The following is an 18,340-nucleotide window of genomic DNA, read 5'->3' as shown; positions in this document are numbered from 1 at the left end:
ATGAGTGATACGTAAGGCATCGCAAGCTGCGTTACATACGGAAGACGCCGAAGCGGGTGTCTTCGATAGGGGCATTTAATGCGGCTGACAGGGCAAGGCCCACCACATCACGGGTTTGCGCCGGGTCGATAATGCCGTCATCCCACAGGCGGGCGCTGGCATGGTAGGGATGACCCTCTTTATCGTATTGGGCAATAATCGGTGCTTTAAAGGCTTTTTCATTCTCAGCAGACCATTCTTCACCTTTACGGGCTAAACCGTCGCGGCGTACTGTGGCTAATACGCCAGCGGCTTGCTCGCCACCCATCACAGAGATGCGCGCATTGGGCCACATCCACATCATGGTCGGTTCGAAGGCGCGGCCGCACATGCCGTAGTTACCCGCGCCGTAGCTGCCACCGATAATCACAGTGAATTTAGGCACATTGGCGCAGGAGACTGCGGTCACCATCTTGGCACCGTGCTTAGCGATACCTTCGTGTTCGTACTTTTTACCCACCATAAAGCCGGTGATGTTTTGCAGGAACAGCAGCGGGATCTTGCGCTGGCAGCACAGCTCGATAAAGTGCGCGCCTTTTTGGGCTGATTCTGAGAATAAAATGCCGTTGTTAGCCACAATCCCTACGGGATAGCCGTGAATACGGGCAAAACCACAGACCAAAGTCGCGCCATAATTGGCCTTAAACTCATCGAAATCGGAGTCGTCAACAATGCGGGCGATCACTTCTTTCACATCGAAGGGCTTTTTCAGATCGGTGCCGACGATGCCGTAGAGTTCGCTGATATCAAACTTAGGTGGCTTAACCGGGCTCAGTAAACTGTTGATTTGTTTTTGATGATTCAGACGCAGCACTGCGCGGCGGGCAAGCTCTAAGGCATGCTCATCGTTTTGGGCTAAGTGGTCCGCCACACCTGAAATTTTAGTGTGTACGTCGGCGCCGCCGAGTTCTTCGGCACTGACTTCTTCACCAGTCGCAGCTTTCACTAACGGCGGACCCGCTAAGAAGATAGTACCTTGTTCTTTAACGATAATCGATTCATCGGCCATGGCAGGAACATAGGCGCCGCCCGCGGTACACAGACCCATCACCACCGCAATTTGCGGAATACCCTTGGCAGACATTTGCGCTTGGTTGTAGAAAATCCGGCCGAAATGGTCGCGATCTGGGAACACTTCATCCTGACGGGGCAAGTTAGCGCCGCCCGAGTCGACTAGATAGATACAGGGCAGATGGCAGCGGCTGGCAATTTCTTGTGCCCTTAAGTGTTTTTTAACCGTGATAGGGTAGTAAGTGCCGCCTTTGACCGTGGCATCGTTGGCGATAATCATGCATTCTACGCCGCTCACTCGGCCGATACCGGCGATAATCCCTGCGGCGGGCACTTCTTCGTCATAGACTTCAAATGCAGCAAATTGCGACAATTCTAAAAAGGGCGAACCTGCGTCGAGGAGTTTCTCAACCCGTTGACGGGGCAGGAGTTTACCGCGGGCTAAATGGCGCTCAAGGGCAACGGGGCCGCCGCCGAGCTCAATTTTGGCGAGTTTAGTTTTGAGATCGGCCACGAGGGCGGCCATATCGTCGGATTTGGCTTTAAATTCATCACTACGGGCGTTGATACGACTGCTTAATTGCGTCACTTTGATTGTCCTTATAAAGCGGTAACTCAGTATCAGTTGGCTCGGTGGGCGAGGGGCATGAAAGGCAAAAGCTCATCATGCGCCTCTCGCCCTAGGCTGCTTATTTCGATTCGTTAAAGAGCTCGCGGCCAATCAGCATACGGCGAATTTCTGAGGTGCCAGCACCAATCTCATAGAGTTTGGCATCGCGCAGTAAGCGGCCAGTCGCATACTCGTTGACGTAACCGTTACCGCCGAGCAATTGAATGGCATCCAGTGCCATTTTGGTCGCCAGCTCCGCGCTGTAGAGAATGGCGCCCGCGGCGTCTTTGCGGGTGGTTTCACCGCGATCGCAGGATTTCGCCACGCTATACACATAGGCTTTAGCGGCGTTCATGCCGGTGTACATATCGGCTAATTTGCCTTGTACTAATTGGAATTCACCGATGGATTTGCCAAATTGCTCACGCTCGTGGATATAAGGCACGACGATGTCCATACAGGCGTTCATGATCCCCAGCGGGCCGCCTGACAGCACGACGCGTTCGTAATCTAAGCCGCTCATCAGCACTTTGACGCCATTGTTGAGGCCGCCGAGAATGTTTTCCTCTGGCACTTCGACATCTTCAAACACCAGTTCACAGGTGTTTGAACCGCGCATGCCTAATTTGTCGAGTTTTTGCGCTTGGCTGAAACCTTTAAAACCACGCTCAACGATAAAGGCCGTGATACCGTGTGCGCCTTTGGTTAAGTCGGTTTTGGCATAAATCACATAGGTATTGGCATCGGGACCATTAGTGATCCACATCTTGTTGCCATTAAGGATGTAACGGTCGCCTTCTTTACGGGCGTGCAGCTTCATTGAAACCACATCTGAGCCTGCATTGGGTTCACTCATCGCCAGTGCGCCGATATGCTCACCGCTGACCAGCTTTGGTAAATACTTGGCTTTTTGCTCAGCATTACCGTTGCGGTTAATTTGATTGACGCACAGGTTAGAGTGGGCGCCGTAACTTAATCCGATAGAGGCCGAGGCACGGGAAATCTCTTCCATGGCGACCACGTGGGCAAGATAGCCCATATTTGCTCCGCCGTATTCCTCAGGCACTGTGACACCTAAGAGTCCCATTCCACCGAGCACGGGCCAAATTTCGTTAGGGAAGGCGTTGTCGTGGTCGACTTTAGCGGCAATGGGAGCGATTTCGTGTTTAGCGAAATCTTGCACCGCATCGCGCAGCATATCGACTTCTTCGCCTAGGCCAAAATTGAGACTGGTGTAGAGTGAGTTCATTGCTTGTGTCCTATCTTAGGTTCTAATTTATATTTTTATGATTATTAGGTGCTTGAGTCTTTAAAACCGTCTTACAGTGCGTGATTTATCCCTGTCACGCGGTCGTACCAACTGAGGTGGTGATTAATGCTATGCTCGCAAGCCTCGAAGGAATTAGGCCTTGGCCTTGCTTTCTTCTAGGGCGAGGCGGCATTGCTGCTCGGCCGAATTCAGCTCCATCAGTACCACTTTAATGTCGTCCATTTGTTGCTGCAGTGCGGATTTTTTCTCTTCCACTAGGGCAAGCATGGTATTGAGCTGGGTAGTGCTGCTCTTGTCGGCATCGTAGAGTTCGAACAGGCGACGGGTTTCTGCGAGAGAAAACCCAAGGCGCTTGCCGCGCAGAATTAGTTTGAGTCGAACCCTGTCTTTGAGACTGTAAATACGGGTTTGACCGCGACGTTTTGGCTTAAGTAAGCCTTGGTCTTCGTAAAAACGAATGCTTCGGGTCGTGATATCAAACTCTTTGGAGAGATCACTGATCGAATAAGTCGTTTGTGGCGTGTTAGTTGCGCTCATTCAGGCACCTTAGTTAATCATTTTTATGCAAGATATATGAAGTTTACGTAAAGGTAAAGATTGCGGCGTGGTTAGTCTGATTTTTTTGTCAATTCTTGTTGCCACTCGCTCGAGCGGCATCAGTTCAAACTATTGATATTAATGATGTAAGCGCGAGAGTAAAAGGCTTAGGTGAAGCGGGGAAGTGCCGCGTTGCCTTCGTCTTACTATTGGGCAACGCAGCGCAGTGGATTGAGCAAACAACTTGTATCAAATGCCGCGATTATTAGCGCTTACTCCATGGTGTTGAGTAAACCATCATCGGCTAATACACCCTCATAGGTTGGGCGGTTTAACGCCTCAATAAGTACCGGATCGCGTTTATATATGTCATTGTAAAACTTGATTTTCCCGTCCTTTAAGGTGACGGTCCAATACATGATTAAAATGTCTAAGGGTTCATCTAAGAACAGGTTTTCCGTTTTTCCCTCACTCAATTTGCTACTGAGCGTGTTACTTGACCAATTGGCATTGGCACTCAGCAATTTATCCGCCAGCACGAGTGGATCTTTGACTCGAATACAGCCATGACTGAAGGCTCTATCCGTTTGTTCAAACAGACTTTTAGCTGGTGTATCGTGCAGATAAATCGAGTATTGGTTAGGGAAGATAAACTTAACTAGACCCAGTGAGTTATCTTCACCCGGGTCTTGCACAAACCAGTAGGGGAAGTTTTTGCGCGTCATGCTATGCCAATCGATACCGCTTGCATCCACGGGCGTACCAGAGCCTTCGACCACTTTAAAGTGTTTCTTCTGTAAATAATCGGGATCTTTACGTAAGTGATTGATGATCTCAGTGGAGATGCTGCGGGGCACAGTCCAAGTCGGATTAACGACCACGTATTTTAGCTTGGATTTAAACAGCGGCGTTTTAGCGTTAATTTTGCCGATGATAATGTCGGTTCGCCAGCTTAAGCTGTTGTCTTTAAAGAGTAACAGCTCGTATCCTGCTAAGTTGACGATCAGGTAATTGGCGGGCAAGTTTGCCGATAACCAGCGCGCACGCTCAAGGTTAATACGGATCTGATCGACCCTTTGCGAGTAGGGCACATTGAGTGCCGCCATAGTACCCGCACCAATCACTCCATCGGCTTTGAGACTGTGGTCGGTTTGGAATTGACGCACCGCGGCTTCAAGTGTGCTGTCGTACGTTAAGGGCTGGTTCACGGCGGCGCTATTGTCCGCTGGCGCGCTTGCAGCTAAGTAACCTAACTCGGTTAGCCGTGTGGCAATGCCTTGTACCGAGGGGGAAGTACTACCCGGTTTGATGACTTCCGTATAGGGAATTGGGCTAAAAGGATAACGCGCCGCTAAGTCTTTGTACTGAGCAAGATACTGTTTAAGTTGGTGATAGGGCGCAATCTTAGGCGCTAAACCTGCAATAGCGTCAGCCACAGTGTGCGCTTTAATGTGTTCTTCGAGCTGCTTTAATGTGGTGTCGAAATCGAGATGGGTTTCATCATAATTCCAAGTTTTGCCTAGCATGCTGGGGTTCACTTTGCCATTCAGTAAATGAATGGCGTAGGTGATGATCCCATCGCTGAGCAGCACTTCAAATACATTGCTGCGGTATTCATCCTGCCAACTCGAGGCACTGAGCTGTTGGTAAAGTTCGACTAGCTTGGAGTAGTGATAATCTTCCTTCGACAACCCTTCATCATCGGCACTTTTTATCACATCGAGCATAGTGCCCGCGTAGTCTCTGTCTTGCCAAAGCGGCTGATATTGACGCACTTGGTAGACCCGCGACAGCAACTTGGCACTAATCACCTGAGTGTTGTCGACTTTGGCTCGCTCACCAATAGATAAGGGTTCGAGTAAAGTCTCTAGCTGTTGGGTTGATGCAAAGCTGCTCGCGCTAACGAGACTGAGGATCAGGAGTAAGGCAGGTTTGAATTGTTTGAAGCGCATCATAATGAGTATTTCTTTCCATGAAAAAAACCATTAAAGACATAAGACTATGTTGAATCATTTCGCACAGCAAGCGAGATGTACAATTATCCAACATGTTTAACAATTTTAGCGGTTATATCCCTTAGTCTAATGGGGGAATAGCGCAGGGCAGGTCATAATCCCTGAGGGAAGGAAGGGGAGAGTTTCATCTGTGGTGACACGGGTGAGTGTCATGATGGGAGGCCTTATGACAGATGTTGGACAACAATTACATCAGACATCTATTGCGAATAAACAGGCATTTTGGCAACAAGCAGCCAAGGCCTTAGACTGGGTGACGCCGAGCAAACAAATATTAGATGAAAGCGAGGCACCGTTTTATCACTGGTTCAGCGATGGCGAGTTAAACACTTGCTACAACGCGGTGGACAGGCATGTGTTGGCGGGGCGTGGTGAGCAAATTGCTATTCATTACGTGAGCCCGGTGACGGAAACCGAATACAGCATTACTTACCGTGAGTTGCAGGCCCAAGTGGCAAGGCTTGCGGGCTATTTGCAAAGTGTTGGCGTGACTAAGGGAGACCGTGTGGTCATCTACATGCCCATGGTGCCCGAGACCGCCTATGCCATGCTTGCCTGCGCGCGCATTGGCGCTATTCATTCGGTGGTCTTCGGCGGCTTTGCGGCCAATGAGCTGGCGACCCGGATCAATGATGCCAAACCAAAGTTGGTCATGTCTGCCTCCTGCGGGATTGAGCCTTCAGGCGTGGTGCCCTATAAACCCTTACTGGACAAAGCATTAAATGAAGCTGTTCACAAAGTTGAGCACTGCTTGATTTTAAATCGCCCCCAATATGAAGCGCAGATGCAAACGGGGCGCGATAAGGATTGGCAAACCGCCTTATGTACTAGCGATAGTGCCGATTGTGTGACGGTAAAAGCCACCGATCCCCTGTATGTGCTTTATACCTCAGGAACCACGGGTCAACCCAAGGGCGTGGTGCGAGACAATGGCGGCCATGCGGTGGCATTGGCTTGGTCCATGGCCAATATTTATGATATTGCCCAAGGGGATGTGTTTTGGGCTGCATCGGATGTGGGCTGGGTTGTGGGACACTCCTATATTGTCTATGGTCCGCTGCTTGTTGGGGCGACAACCTTGTTATACGAAGGAAAACCCGTAGGTACGCCGGATCCCGGCGCCTTTTGGCGCACGATTGCTAAGTATCGAGTCAAAAGCTTTTTCACCGCGCCCACGGCGATCCGCGCCATTAAGCGTGAAGATCCCGACGGCGAATTTATCCAAGGTGTCGATTTAAGCTACTTGAAGAATGTCTTTTTGGCAGGGGAGCGTTGCGATCCCGATACTTTGCACTGGGCCGAAGCCAAACTGCATAAACCGGTTATCGACCATTGGTGGCAAACTGAAACGGGCTGGCCAGTGGCGGCAAACCTGATGGGTGTGGCACCGATTGCCGTTAAAGCGGGATCGCCTGGCAGACCCGTCCCAGGGTATGAGGTCGATGTGGTCGATGAGATGGGCGCCAAAGTGGCGGCGAATGTCTCTGGTAATGTGGTCATCAAATTGCCGCTGCCACCGGGCACACTCACTACACTCTGGCAAAATAATAAACGCTATCAAGATAGTTACTTATCTATGTACCCAGGTTATTACCTTACGGGGGATGCGGGTTATATGGATGAGGATGGCTATCTGTATATCATGAGCCGTATCGATGACATTATTAACGTAGCTGGCCATCGACTCTCCACCGGGCGGTTTGAAGAGGTGTTGTGCCAGCATCCCGATGTGGCCGAAGCGGCCGTGATTGGTGTCGACGATAAACTCAAAGGCCAAGTGCCCTTGGGCTTAGTGGTGCTAAAAAAGGGCGTGACCATTACGGACGAGGAGCTGCATAAACAGTTAATTGCCCTCGTTCGCCAAGAAATTGGTCCCGTCGCGTCCTTTAGGTTAGTGAGTGCGATTCAAAAGCTGCCGAAAACCCGCTCGGGCAAAATCCTGCGCGGCACTATGCGTAAAATTGCCGATAATCAGCAATATACGGCGCCAGCGACCATTGAAGATCCGCAGACCCTCGATTTAGTCCGCACGACCTTAACTAGGATGGGTTATGCCGATGCTCTCGTGGGGTAATCTGACTAGGTAGTCGTGAGCGTCCTTGAATAGGGGCCGTAAAGCCAAGATAAAGCAATAGTCTGATGAGAGAGTCCCATCAGACTATCGCTTTTATTTTGGATGAAATCGCTAAAGTCCAAGGCTTGCTCTTATACATCACTATTTGCTAGTCTAGCCCGCATCCTAAAGGTTCTGCTTTGGCATTGGGCGTTTAGGACATTGGATCTTAGCTTCCTCATCAGGCACCTTTGTCTGCCTCAATGCTTTAGATCCAAACAAACTTTCGATCTAAACAAACTTCGATCTAAATAAACATTCGATGTAAACATACTTCACAACGGCTTAGGGACGACCCTAAATACGCCGATATCAATTTGGGGACGACCCGGTATGGGAGTTCTCTATGAGCTGGTTTCTATTAATTCTTGCTGGGCTATTTGAGATTGGTTGGGCCATCGGGCTTAAGTACACCGACGGATTTAGCCGCCTGTGGCCGAGCGTCTTTACTGTGTTCTCCATGACGGTGAGTGTGCTGTTATTGGGGCTGGCGGTTAAACAGCTGCCGATAGGCACGGCCTATGGGGTTTGGGTCGGCATCGGTGCCATGGGCACCGCGATTGCGGGTATTATTCTCTTAGGCGAAGGGGTGAGCCTGCTGAAAATCGTCAGTTTAATCCTCATTTTGCTTGGTGTTCTTGGTTTAAAACTCGCTCATTAATCAATTCACTTCCCCAAGGAAGCGCTCGCCCCAGATGTATACGATTGGTAAAGATGTTTGATGAAATCTAGGAATATTCTCCTGAAAAAACAACGCATCTTAGACGGTAATCGAGATTGCCAATCGTATGCATCGTCTATTGTCTCTGGTAATTAAGTTACAAAGCCCGATATAATTACACCTCCAAATTGGTTATTTCTAACCTCTGTGACCCGTGGGAATTATATAATGCAAAACCACAGCAATCTTAATGACATTGGCGTGATTGGCCTTGGCGTGATGGGCAAAAACCTCGCGCTAAACATTGCCGACAATCAATATCGCGTCAGTGCCTTCGACCTCGATCCTGTTAAAGTCAACGGTGTTTTACAGCAAGAAAAACAAGAACGTGTAGGACAGGATCTGCGTATTACAGGCTGTGCTAATCTTTCAGAAATGTTAGCAAGCCTCGCTCAACCCCGTATTCTCGTGCTGTCTGTCCCAGCGGGTGCGCCTGTGGATGGAGTATGTCATGCCTTGATTTCTGCCGGTATCGAAGCGGACGACATCGTTATCGATACAGGCAACAGTCTTTGGACGGATACCGTTGAGCGCGAAAAGCGTTACCAAGGGAAATTTATCTTCTTTAGCTCGGCGGTTTCGGGCGGGGAAGTGGGTGCTCGTTTTGGCCCTTCATTAATGCCAAGTGGCGATCTTGGTGCTTGGCAGCATGTGGCGCCGATTTGGAAGGCCATTGCCGCTAAGGTTGATCCTCAAACAGGGCTGCCGATTGAGCGGTTTGAGCCGGGTAATCCCGTGACCGAAGGTGAGCCTTGCACGACCTATATTGGTCCTGCTGGCGCCGGACATTATGTGAAAATGGTGCATAACGGGATTGAATACGCCGATATGCAGCTGATTTGCGAAGCCTATCAGTTAATGCACGATGGCTTAGGCATGAGTGCAGCACAAGTGGGTGAGGTGTTTGAACGCTGGAATAAGGGCAGTTTAAACAGCTATCTGATGGGGATCAGCGCCGAGGTGCTCAAACAGGCGGATCCGCTAACGGGTAAACCGTTAGTTGAGATGATCCTCGATAAAGCAGGGCAAAAGGGCACAGGCCTTTGGACTGCTGTAAGCAGTTTGCAAATTGGTTGTCCGGCTCCCACTATTGCCGAAGCGGTTTATGCGCGCGCAGTGAGCACCCAAAAATCCCTCCGTGTAGAGCTTAGTAAAAAGCTCGCAGGTCCTGCCTCTGTGGCGATGGATGATGCTCAAAAAGCCGTCTTAATCGATGCCTTAGAGAGTGCGCTCTATTGCGCTAAAGTGTGTTGCTACGCCCAGGGTTTCCAACTCATGGCGATGACGGCGCAGGAGCAAAAATGGCAGCTCGATTTTGCTGAAATCGCGAAGATTTGGCGTGCGGGTTGTATTATTCGTGCCACCTTCTTGCAATCTATCACTCAAGCTTATCAAGCGAATGCGGACTTAAGCTGTTTATTGATGGCCGACACCTTTGCAACTACCTTGTCGGAAAAACAAACCGAGTGGCGCAGTGCGGTGGCGGCGGCTGTGATGCAAGGGATCCCCGTGCCTTGTATTAGTTCGGCATTGGCCTATTACGACAGTTACCGCAGCGAAACCCTACCAGCAAACTTGCTTCAAGGTCAAAGGGACTTTTTCGGTGCCCACACCTTTGAGCGCTTAGATAAGCCCGCTGGCGAGAAATATCATTTAGATTGGAGTGCCCCAAATCGGGTATTAATCAAACTCTAAATAAATAGTACAAAGGCCCCTAAATAGGGGCTTTTTATTGCCTAGAATTATTTTTACAAATAACAATGTTGTATTAATGTTAATTTTTGTGCTGCTAATTTATAATATTTACTGCATTTATAGAATGGTTAATTTTTTAAATGTAACATCAGAAAAGAGTTTGAAAATTTAAAAATGTAAAAAAGTATGTGTATTTAATGATTTGCCGTACTGTAAAAAGTAGATAATTAAATCTCATACAATTTGTTGTTTTGTTTAATCTTTATGTTGCTTCGTTTAGATTTTGTTTATCCTGATTTCTTTTATTTCTTGTCGATAAAATAACCGCCAACATTTAATCGGTCTGCCATTCTATTTATATTTCTTTTCACAATTATTTCTTCTGTGTTAAATCTTTGCTTCCTATTTGGTGCTTGTGTTTTATCGGGAATCATAGGGAATAACTAAAATAACAGAACTTAATGCGGAATAAGATTAATCACAATTATCACGCCAAATTAAGTTGCAATAAGTAATGACAAGAAGGAATGTCTACTATGCGTATGTCCATTGTTGCATTGAGCATCACGGCGGCCTTATTGGCTGGCTGTGGGAGCGATGATAAGAAGGCTCCGGCACCTGTGCCTAAAGTGAATACAGCCCCGACCACGGCGGATATGACTGTTGATGTGTCACAGTCAATTCTGTTTACTGGAAAACTGGAAGCGAGTGATGCCGAAGGTGGTTTGACTTATTCATTGGTTGACCCGGCCGATCTTAAATTGGGCACCTTTACGCTAGTGAATAAAAACACTGGCGAATTTACCTATGCATCCGATGCCAGTGAAGGCACCGAAGTGGTTCGGTTTAAAGTATCCGACGGCCAATTACAGGCTGAAGCCAATCTGACAATCAATATCAAGCATGGCGATCCACTCTTTACCTACCAATGGCATTTAAAAAACACCGGACAGAATGCCTTTGCGGCTCATCGCGGTGTTGCCGGTGAAGATATGAATGTAAGCGGGGCTATGTCTGCTCAAGCCATGGGACAGGGCATTACCGTTGCTGTGGTGGACGATGGCTTAGAGATTGCGCACCCAGATTTGATGAACAACACGGTCAATGGCGGTTCTTACAATTTGATTACTGGCACAGTGGATCCAACGCCTTTCTCGGGTGAATCGGGCCACGGTACTGCTGTTGGTGGGATTATCGCGGCCGAGGGCTGGAATGGTATCGGCGGTCGGGGTGTTGCACCTAAGGCTAAATTGATCGGCTTTAACTTTTTAGATCAAGACCCAACGGGTAAAGTCGAGAACGTTCAAACATTTGAAAACTTTGCTAAATCACATGGTGCCAGTGCCTATAGTGATAGCGCGCGAGTCTTTAACCAAAGCTATGGCTACAGTGTGCCATTCCCCCATGGTTTTGATGAGGATGAAACCGAAGTTTATCAAGATATTGCAACGCAAAGTTTCGATGGTAAAGGCAGTATTTTCGTGAAATCTGCTGGCAACGGCTATAACTACTACCGTTACCGTACCTTCTGGTTGCCAGGGGATTACTTCACTGCAACGGCGGAAAATCCAGCTAACCATGGCTTACCTTTCCATAACTCCAACATGTCCTCTGACAATGCTAACGTTTATAACTTAGTGGTCAGCGCAATTAACGCTAAGGGCGAGCTTTCTAGCTACTCATCAGTGGGGTCGAACATTTTCGTCACCGCACCGGGTGGTGAATATGGTGATGACGATCCAGCGATTGTGACCACCGACCGTATGGGCTGTGAGAATGGTTCCGCGATTGCAGAAGATAGACCAAGCACGCCATTCCACGGTGGGTTGAACCCATTAAATCCTAACTGTGATTACACATCGACCATGAATGGCACCTCGTCTGCGGCGCCAAATACCTCGGGTGCAGTGGCGGTGATCATGAGTGCGAATCCAGATCTCTCTTGGCGTGATGTTCGCTATATTCTTGCCAAGACAGCTACCAAAGTGGATGCGGATATTGCGCCGAAAACGGTGACCATAGGTGAGGGCGAAGCCGCTCCAGTGTATACGGCTATCCCTGGCTGGTTGCAAAACGCGGCCGGGTTCTCTTTCCATAACCTCTATGGTTTTGGTCGTGTGGATCTTACCGAAGCCGTTAAACTGGCTAAATCCTATGCCGAAGATTTAGGTGACTATGTGGTCACTGAGTGGCAAGCAAGCCCCGAGCTCACTAAGGCGATTCCTGATGCGGATGTTAACGGTGTGACTGATACCCAAGTGGTTGCAGACGATTTAGTCATTGAAGCCGTGCAAATTGAGCTGACGGCCGACCATCTGCGTCTACCTGATTTAGCGGTCGAGCTGATTTCACCTTCGGGCACTAAGAGTGTGTTGATGACACCTTATAACGGTTTAGTTTACCAAGGTGTGATGGACAAAAATAACCCTGAAGATCTCGTTACTGGCTACGATGCAACACCTATGTTATCGAATGCCTTCTATGGCGAATCATCAAAGGGTGAATGGACAATCAAGCTGATTGATGTGAATAGCGGTAGCTACCGATTTGTTAAATACGATCAGGGCTATATCTCTATCCCTAACGAAGCCGATGGCAAGCTGGAAGGTTGGTCAATTCGTTTCCATGGCCATGCTGCCAAGTCTGCATCTTAAGGAGTAATCAATGAAAGCGTTAAATTTATCGTTAGTGGCTGTGGCCCTTTCACTGTCGGTGCAGGCGATGGCGCATGACAAAGTCGAATTTACTGAGCCTCAAACCGAGTCTAAAGGTGTTCAGGTTAGCCGTGCCGAGTTTTTAGGTTTGGATACTCCTTACTTTGTAAAAACTGAGTCAGGGGTTAAGCAGGCTAAGCAGTTGGTCAAAGGGCAAAAAGTGGTGACCCAATCGGGTAAGGCCTTTGCCGAAATGACCGGTAAATTAGTGGTTAAGTTAAAACCTGGTGTGTCGGCTGCTGATTTTGCTAAGGCCCATGGTCTAAAAGTAGATTGGCAAAATAACAACAACTTATTGTTGCTTGCTGCCGAAGAGGGCACAGATCTGCTCGGTTTAATCCAAGCGGTTAAAGCCTCTCCTGAGGTTGAGCGCGCCAAACTTGACCGCGCACTCGCCAAGCAAGAAATCCAATAATCATCTTGTTAGGTTAACATCGAATAAAGGGCCGCAAGGCCCTTTATTATTCTGATGGCCTGCTCAATAGAAGTGATAAAGTTGAGCAAGTTGAGATAAAACCTTGGATAGTTAACTGCTTAATGGTAAATCATGTGGTTCTAGGCGGGCTTGGTGATTACAATCAGCTCTTAAGGCTTATGTTTTTACTGACTGCAGCCAATACCTTGCGGCTGAAGATCACGCAGCTCAAGCACCTAACTTAAACTCCTAACTCAAGCGCTTAACTTAAACACCTCTATGAACTACTGGAATAGCGATAACTTTGAAGGATTAAAGGCGATAGGGACTCAGTATTCGGCCTTGAAGGGGTATGAACTTTTTGGTCAATATTGCCTGCAAAAAGAGCAAGGGCTAAAGAAGCAAGCAATTGCGACGGTAAACCAATTCGTGTCGCACTGTAAGAGCCTGTCCTTGGCAGAGCAGAGGCACATCGCAGAGGAGCTATCCTCCTTAGGCTTTTGGCATCGTGAAACACACCAATTACTCGCTTATCCCCTCATCGTTCTACTAAAAGGCGTGCTCATCCAATGGACGTTAGATGAGCCCAACAATCCCATCCCCTACAAATGGTTAGGCTATATTGCTGGGGATACCGATTCCTATGAAAGAGCGTTAGCGCTCGAGCCTACCGATGAAATTTGCCTCACTCAAGTCGCGTTGTCTCACTTAAACAGTGTCGATTTTCAGACCCACCATCTATCGGAATCTGTGTTGCTGGGTGATATATCACGGGCAAAAGACTCGCTAGCGTCAGCACAAGCATTAATTGCGCGATTACCGACGATTGAGCGTAAATCAAGGCTGCAAAACAGGCATGATTATTACCTGTCGATGGTTAATTGCTGGGAGGAGTATTCCACGCTTGCTGGGGATGAGCCTTTTCCGGATTGGTGCGCCGCCAAAGGTGAACAGTTTGATTTTTGGTCAATTGTTTATTATCAATGCTGAGCGAATGTATTCGCAGTGTAGGCATAACTGAGCGTGATTTGGGACAAATTAGGTCACAGTGGCCGCAGATGACAGGATTGCCCTTAAACTTGACATAGCCGCAGTGTTTGGTAGATTGGAAATTATGCTGTTAGCACTATTCAATGGAGTGAAGCTATGCAAGAAAACCTAATCAGATCTGCTATCGCGACGGCGCAAGATGGTGTGGCACGAGCCGATGGCCAGTTAACTGTCACCGATCAGATGGTTTGTTTTTCCCCCTACAATAAAACCTTAGGACTTGGGCCATATCAACTGCAAAGAAAGGCTATCGCCAAGGTTGAATCCTGTTGGGGTAAGGGCGGCGGCATTTTACCAGTGACTTCTGATGCGATAAAAATCACCTTGGATGATGGCAGCGTGTATCAATTTATTTTGGCCAATTCCCAAGAATGGTTGAATTTGCTCCGTCATTAACTCAACAATTGCGCGGCTGCTCCATAAAGGCTTATTCAGTCGACATATCTTGAGCGTGTGTTACCTAGATAGATTGCTTAGACGCTTTGCTTTGCGGCTAATTGGACTAAGTTTTCCCACAGTGCCTGCGCCACAGGGCCTAAGGGCGAGTGGGGCGGGCGCATTACATAGTAATCGAGTTGGATAAGATTTTGCCTTTCCCGTAGCTCCAGTGGCAGTAAACTTCCATCCGCAAGGGCTTGTTCCACCAAATAATGTGGTAATTTTCCCCAACCCATGCCGCTCTGAATGAGCATTCTCTTTGTATAAAAATCATTAACGTACCAACGGCGTTGCCCTGCTTGCACTCCAAATTCGATATTGGCGGTGCCAGTGCCAGTATCTTGGATCACAATTTGGTACTCGTTCACCAATTCGCGCACATGGCTCAGGGTGGGGTGCCGACTCAGTAAACGCGGCGAGGCCACATCTAACAGACTGCCTGAAAATAAGTAGGCCAGCTCAAAATGGCTGGAACGGACAGGATCAATGCCGCCCGCTGAAATCGCAATATCGGCTTCGCCTTGATTTAAGGCTTCGAGTGCGCCGGTTAAATATTCTTGTTTAAGAATGATTTGAGTGTGCGGAAATTCATTTTGTGTTCGCTCCAGCATCGGCAAGATGCGGGTAAGGTTAAAGGAGGCTTCGAAGGCCAAGGTGATACTGGCCTCGTTACCTTTAGCCAAATGCTTAGCGACTTGTCGCATCTCCTGCGCTTCATTCAGTACGCGCTGGGCGTATTGCAGCAGCTTTCGTCCCTCTTGGGTGAGCGTCAAGCGATATCCTTGGCGGTCGAACAGCACTAAATCTAACTGGGATTCCAGCTGTTTAATGCTCTGACTGATCGCCGGTTGGGTCTTATGGAGTTTATCACTGGCGGCCTTTAGCGAGCCGGCGAGGGCGACGGTATTGAACATCAGCAGTTGTTCTAAGGTCATGGCAAGACTCTTAAACAAATAAAGAATTATTTTAGGAGATGTTAGATATTATTCCATATTTATTTATTTTTTGTGGGCGCATAATTCCGCCATATGACAGTAGTGGGCTCAATGCGAGTCCACTACTTTGCGTTTAGGGTGCCGTTTAGCGAGGGTTCACGCTGAACTGAGTCAAAAAGAGATGAGTAATGAGGTAGTTATGTCGATAAATCAATTATGTTTAGCCAAAGGCAATGCAGATAAAACCGTGGCCGAGACTGACCCTCAAAAACTCTTTATCTGTGCCAATACCTTAAATCGTGCGGCGGTGGTGGTGACACTTGCGATGAGCATAGTGTTTTTATTCTCGGGCATGGGCAAGTTACTCAGCGTGCCGTTTTTCCATGTGCCCTTTAGCGTGATGAATTTGCCAACGGGTTTTGGCTATTTTATCGGGGTGATTGAAGTGCTGGGCGCCATTGGCATTGGCTGGCGTGAATACCGAGTCCTGTCGGCGACGGCATTACTGTCGGTGATGATGGGCGCCATTTACTACCACTTTAATTACGAAACCACCCTGAGCGCGTTACCCGCACTGTCTTTATCTGCGCTGTTGTTTTTAATCATCAAGCTCGATGAAACCGTTGATAGATTGGTGCGTTTTCAACGTCAGCTGGTGGACATGAAAGCAGCTTTTTAATCTTAGCCACAAGGCTGGCAAAGTCTGATTTACAAGTGACAACTAACGGTTTCATCAAGAGAAGTTTATTATGACGCACGCGAATTCCGCTTTAATGCCAGTGTTATTTGTTCCCCATGGTGGCGGGCCATTACCGCTACTCAATGATGCAAATCATCTGGAGTTAAGGGCATTTTTATCTAAGGTTTCGGATACTATCCCAACACCCAAGGCCATTGTATTGGTGACGGCACACTGGGAAGAGGCACAGGTGACACTGTCGAGCCATCCCCATCCAGGCATGTTGTTTGATTACTATGGTTTTCCACCTGAGGCCTATACGCTTTCTTATCCCGCGCCCGGTGAGCCACTGCTTGCCGAAACCATTGCTGGTTTGCTCAAGGCAAGTGGAATTGAGGTGCGGCTCGACAATCAGCGCGCATTCGATCACGGCACCTTTGTGCCACTTAAGTTGATGTATCCGGAGGCGAATATTCCTGTGGTGCAAATGTCCTTAGTGCAGCACCTCGACCCGAGCGCCCATATCGCTATCGGCGAGGCTCTTGCGACATTGCGCGCGCAAGGGGTGTTGATTGTGGGGTCTGGCATGTCGTTTCATAATATGCGGGCGTTTTTCTCCAGCGATCCTAAGGTGTTGCCTCGCAGCCAAGGGTTTGATACTTGGTTAACCGATGTCGTGACATCTGGCGATAGCCAGGCCAAGGCACAATTAATCGATTGGCAATCGGCGCCGGAGGCACGTTTTAGCCACCCAAGGGAAGAGCACTTAATTCCTTTGCATGTGTGTTTTGGGGCGGCGCATTTGCAGACGCCAAAAGCCACACATCAATTTAGTGGCCTGTTATTTAACACAGCAATATCGGGTTACCTCTGGTCCTAATCAGCCTCTAAAAGCAAAAGGTTCGTCATGTTGCGTATTAAACGCATCGTGACGAACCTTTTTGTATTTAAAGCCTTGTCTTTTTTAACCTAGCCGCCTTGTGGGCTGGTTTTTCACTCAACTTTGGGGCAATCCCGAAACCTTGATATTCCCGTTTATGCGGTAAACACCAGTCCCACACTGAATAGGGTACTGAATATCATGGTGAGTTTTGCCGTGCGTCCCAATAGTGGATTCAGTGCTTCACCCGATACGGCATAGAAATCGCTGCTGAGTTTACGGGCGATAAGCAGGGATAAGCCCGCGAGCAGTACCGGTAAGCCCGGCAGAATACCCAGTAAGAATCCTGCGATCACTAAACCAAAGGGCAAGTAAATTAAGGCTTGATACAAAACTTTGGCCTGCGCCTCGCCAATCCTCACCGCGAGCGTATGTTTGCCCGCTTGGGTGTCGGTGCGAATATCGCGGGTGTTGTTCACCAACATAATGGCGGCGTTAAATAAGCCAATGGCACAGCCAAGTAGCCAGGCATTCATATTGGTATCACCCGCCTGCAGATAATAACTGCCGACCACGGCCACTAAACCAAAAAACACAAAAGCGGCGACTTCACCTAGCCCGTGTGATGCCAGAGGATACGGGCCGCCGCTGTAGCCGAGGGCGCCTAAAATGGCCGCCGCCGCTAAAATCGCAATCGGCCAGCCTCCGTGCCAAATCAAATACGAGCCCACGGTTAATGCCAGCACTAAGCATAGGATCATGGCATTACGTACTTTATGGGGGGGGATCATACCACTCTGGGTGACGCGAACCGGACCGAGCCGTTCGGCGGTATCGATGCCGTTTTTAAAGTCAAAGTAGTCATTGGCGAGGTTGACGGCGATCTGCAATAGGATGGCGCACAACATCGAGGTGGCGGCAATTAACCAGCTAAAACGCTCAAGGTGCAGTGCCAGAATATTACCGATTAATAGGGGACCGATTGCCGCGGGTAAGGTGCGGGGCCTGATGGCTAAAATCCAAGGATTCATGATGTCCAGTCGTTATCTAAGAAAAGAATTGGGTAGTGAACAGCCTCATAGCATAACAAGAATTTGCGTTAAAGTGAGTACTATCTAATACACGCATGTAATAGAGTTTGAATTGGCGCACAGATGTTTCGCTTTCAGGGGAAAGATTTGTCGTCAAGTTCAAAGAAAATCCACTATGCCTGTGTTT

General features: G+C 48.5%; 15 protein-coding genes. 9 read left to right on the top strand and 6 right to left on the bottom strand.

The window, feature by feature from the left end; genetic code table 11:
* Positions 1–31: 31 nt before the first annotated feature.
* The 4 genes from CF168_RS12375 to CF168_RS12360 form a co-directional block, all read right to left on the bottom strand.
* Entirely contained in the window at positions 32–1,639 is a 1,608-nt protein-coding gene (locus CF168_RS12375) for a carboxyl transferase domain-containing protein (RefSeq protein WP_089068022.1), read from the bottom strand.
* 100 nt (positions 1,640–1,739) lie between these two features.
* Complete coding sequence (locus tag CF168_RS12370) at positions 1,740–2,909, bottom strand: isovaleryl-CoA dehydrogenase (protein WP_011716702.1); 1,170 nt, start codon at positions 2,907–2,909, stop codon at positions 1,740–1,742.
* A 153-nt stretch (positions 2,910–3,062) separates the two neighbouring features.
* Positions 3,063–3,467, bottom strand: a complete 405-nt coding sequence (locus tag CF168_RS12365; RefSeq protein WP_011623082.1) for a MerR family transcriptional regulator — start codon at positions 3,465–3,467, stop codon at positions 3,063–3,065.
* 272 nt (positions 3,468–3,739) lie between these two features.
* Positions 3,740–5,422, bottom strand: coding sequence for a L,D-transpeptidase family protein (locus CF168_RS12360; RefSeq protein WP_089068021.1), 1,683 nt, complete (start codon positions 5,420–5,422; stop codon positions 3,740–3,742).
* A 226-nt stretch (positions 5,423–5,648) separates the two neighbouring features.
* On the opposite strand from CF168_RS12360, the gene CF168_RS12355 reads away from it, so the two are divergent.
* From CF168_RS12355 to CF168_RS12325, 7 genes are all read left to right on the top strand, one after another.
* Positions 5,649–7,556 (top strand): propionyl-CoA synthetase, encoded by a 1,908-nt coding sequence (locus tag CF168_RS12355; protein WP_089068020.1) that lies wholly within the window; start codon positions 5,649–5,651, stop codon positions 7,554–7,556.
* A gap of 385 nt (positions 7,557–7,941) precedes the next feature.
* Positions 7,942–8,256 carry a quaternary ammonium compound efflux SMR transporter SugE gene (gene sugE / locus CF168_RS12350; protein WP_011625939.1) on the top strand — a complete coding sequence of 105 codons (315 nt, stop codon included), beginning with the start codon at positions 7,942–7,944 and terminating at the stop codon, positions 8,254–8,256.
* A 228-nt stretch (positions 8,257–8,484) separates the two neighbouring features.
* Complete coding sequence (gndA, locus tag CF168_RS12345) at positions 8,485–10,011, top strand: NADP-dependent phosphogluconate dehydrogenase (RefSeq protein WP_089068019.1); 1,527 nt, start codon at positions 8,485–8,487, stop codon at positions 10,009–10,011.
* 536 nt (positions 10,012–10,547) lie between these two features.
* Positions 10,548–12,665, top strand: coding sequence for a S8 family serine peptidase (locus CF168_RS12340; protein ID WP_089068018.1), 2,118 nt, complete (start codon positions 10,548–10,550; stop codon positions 12,663–12,665).
* Positions 12,666–12,675: 10 nt separating this feature from the next.
* A complete protein-coding gene (locus CF168_RS12335) occupies positions 12,676–13,140 on the top strand; it encodes a hypothetical protein (protein WP_089068017.1) in 465 nt (154 codons plus the stop codon).
* A 279-nt stretch (positions 13,141–13,419) separates the two neighbouring features.
* The gene (locus CF168_RS12330) at positions 13,420–14,130 is read left to right on the top strand and encodes a hypothetical protein (protein ID WP_089068016.1); all 711 of its coding nucleotides are present in this window, start codon (positions 13,420–13,422) and stop codon (positions 14,128–14,130) included.
* A gap of 156 nt (positions 14,131–14,286) precedes the next feature.
* Positions 14,287–14,586 (top strand): hypothetical protein, encoded by a 300-nt coding sequence (locus CF168_RS12325; protein WP_167373632.1) that lies wholly within the window; start codon positions 14,287–14,289, stop codon positions 14,584–14,586.
* Positions 14,587–14,663: 77 nt separating this feature from the next.
* On the opposite strand, the gene CF168_RS12320 is transcribed toward CF168_RS12325, so the two are convergent.
* Positions 14,664–15,563, bottom strand: a complete 900-nt coding sequence (locus tag CF168_RS12320) for a LysR family transcriptional regulator (RefSeq protein WP_089068015.1) — start codon at positions 15,561–15,563, stop codon at positions 14,664–14,666.
* Positions 15,564–15,762: 199 nt separating this feature from the next.
* On the opposite strand from CF168_RS12320, the gene CF168_RS12315 reads away from it, so the two are divergent.
* Positions 15,763–16,242: a DoxX family protein gene (locus CF168_RS12315; RefSeq protein ID WP_011716713.1), complete on the top strand. Its 480-nt coding sequence runs from the start codon at positions 15,763–15,765 to the stop codon at positions 16,240–16,242.
* A 70-nt stretch (positions 16,243–16,312) separates the two neighbouring features.
* Entirely contained in the window at positions 16,313–17,122 is an 810-nt protein-coding gene (locus tag CF168_RS12310; protein WP_089068014.1) for a DODA-type extradiol aromatic ring-opening family dioxygenase, read from the top strand.
* Between the two features lie 155 nt (positions 17,123–17,277).
* Here CF168_RS12310 and CF168_RS12305 read toward each other — a convergent pair whose 3' ends face one another.
* Positions 17,278–18,153 (bottom strand): 1,4-dihydroxy-2-naphthoate polyprenyltransferase, encoded by an 876-nt coding sequence (locus CF168_RS12305; RefSeq protein WP_086904432.1) that lies wholly within the window; start codon positions 18,151–18,153, stop codon positions 17,278–17,280.
* Positions 18,154–18,340 lie beyond the last annotated feature (187 nt).

It is taken from the genome of Shewanella bicestrii (assembly GCF_002216875.1).
GTDB lineage: Bacteria > Pseudomonadota > Gammaproteobacteria > Enterobacterales > Shewanellaceae > Shewanella > Shewanella seohaensis.
This window is presented reverse-complemented; position numbering and strand designations above follow the sequence as displayed.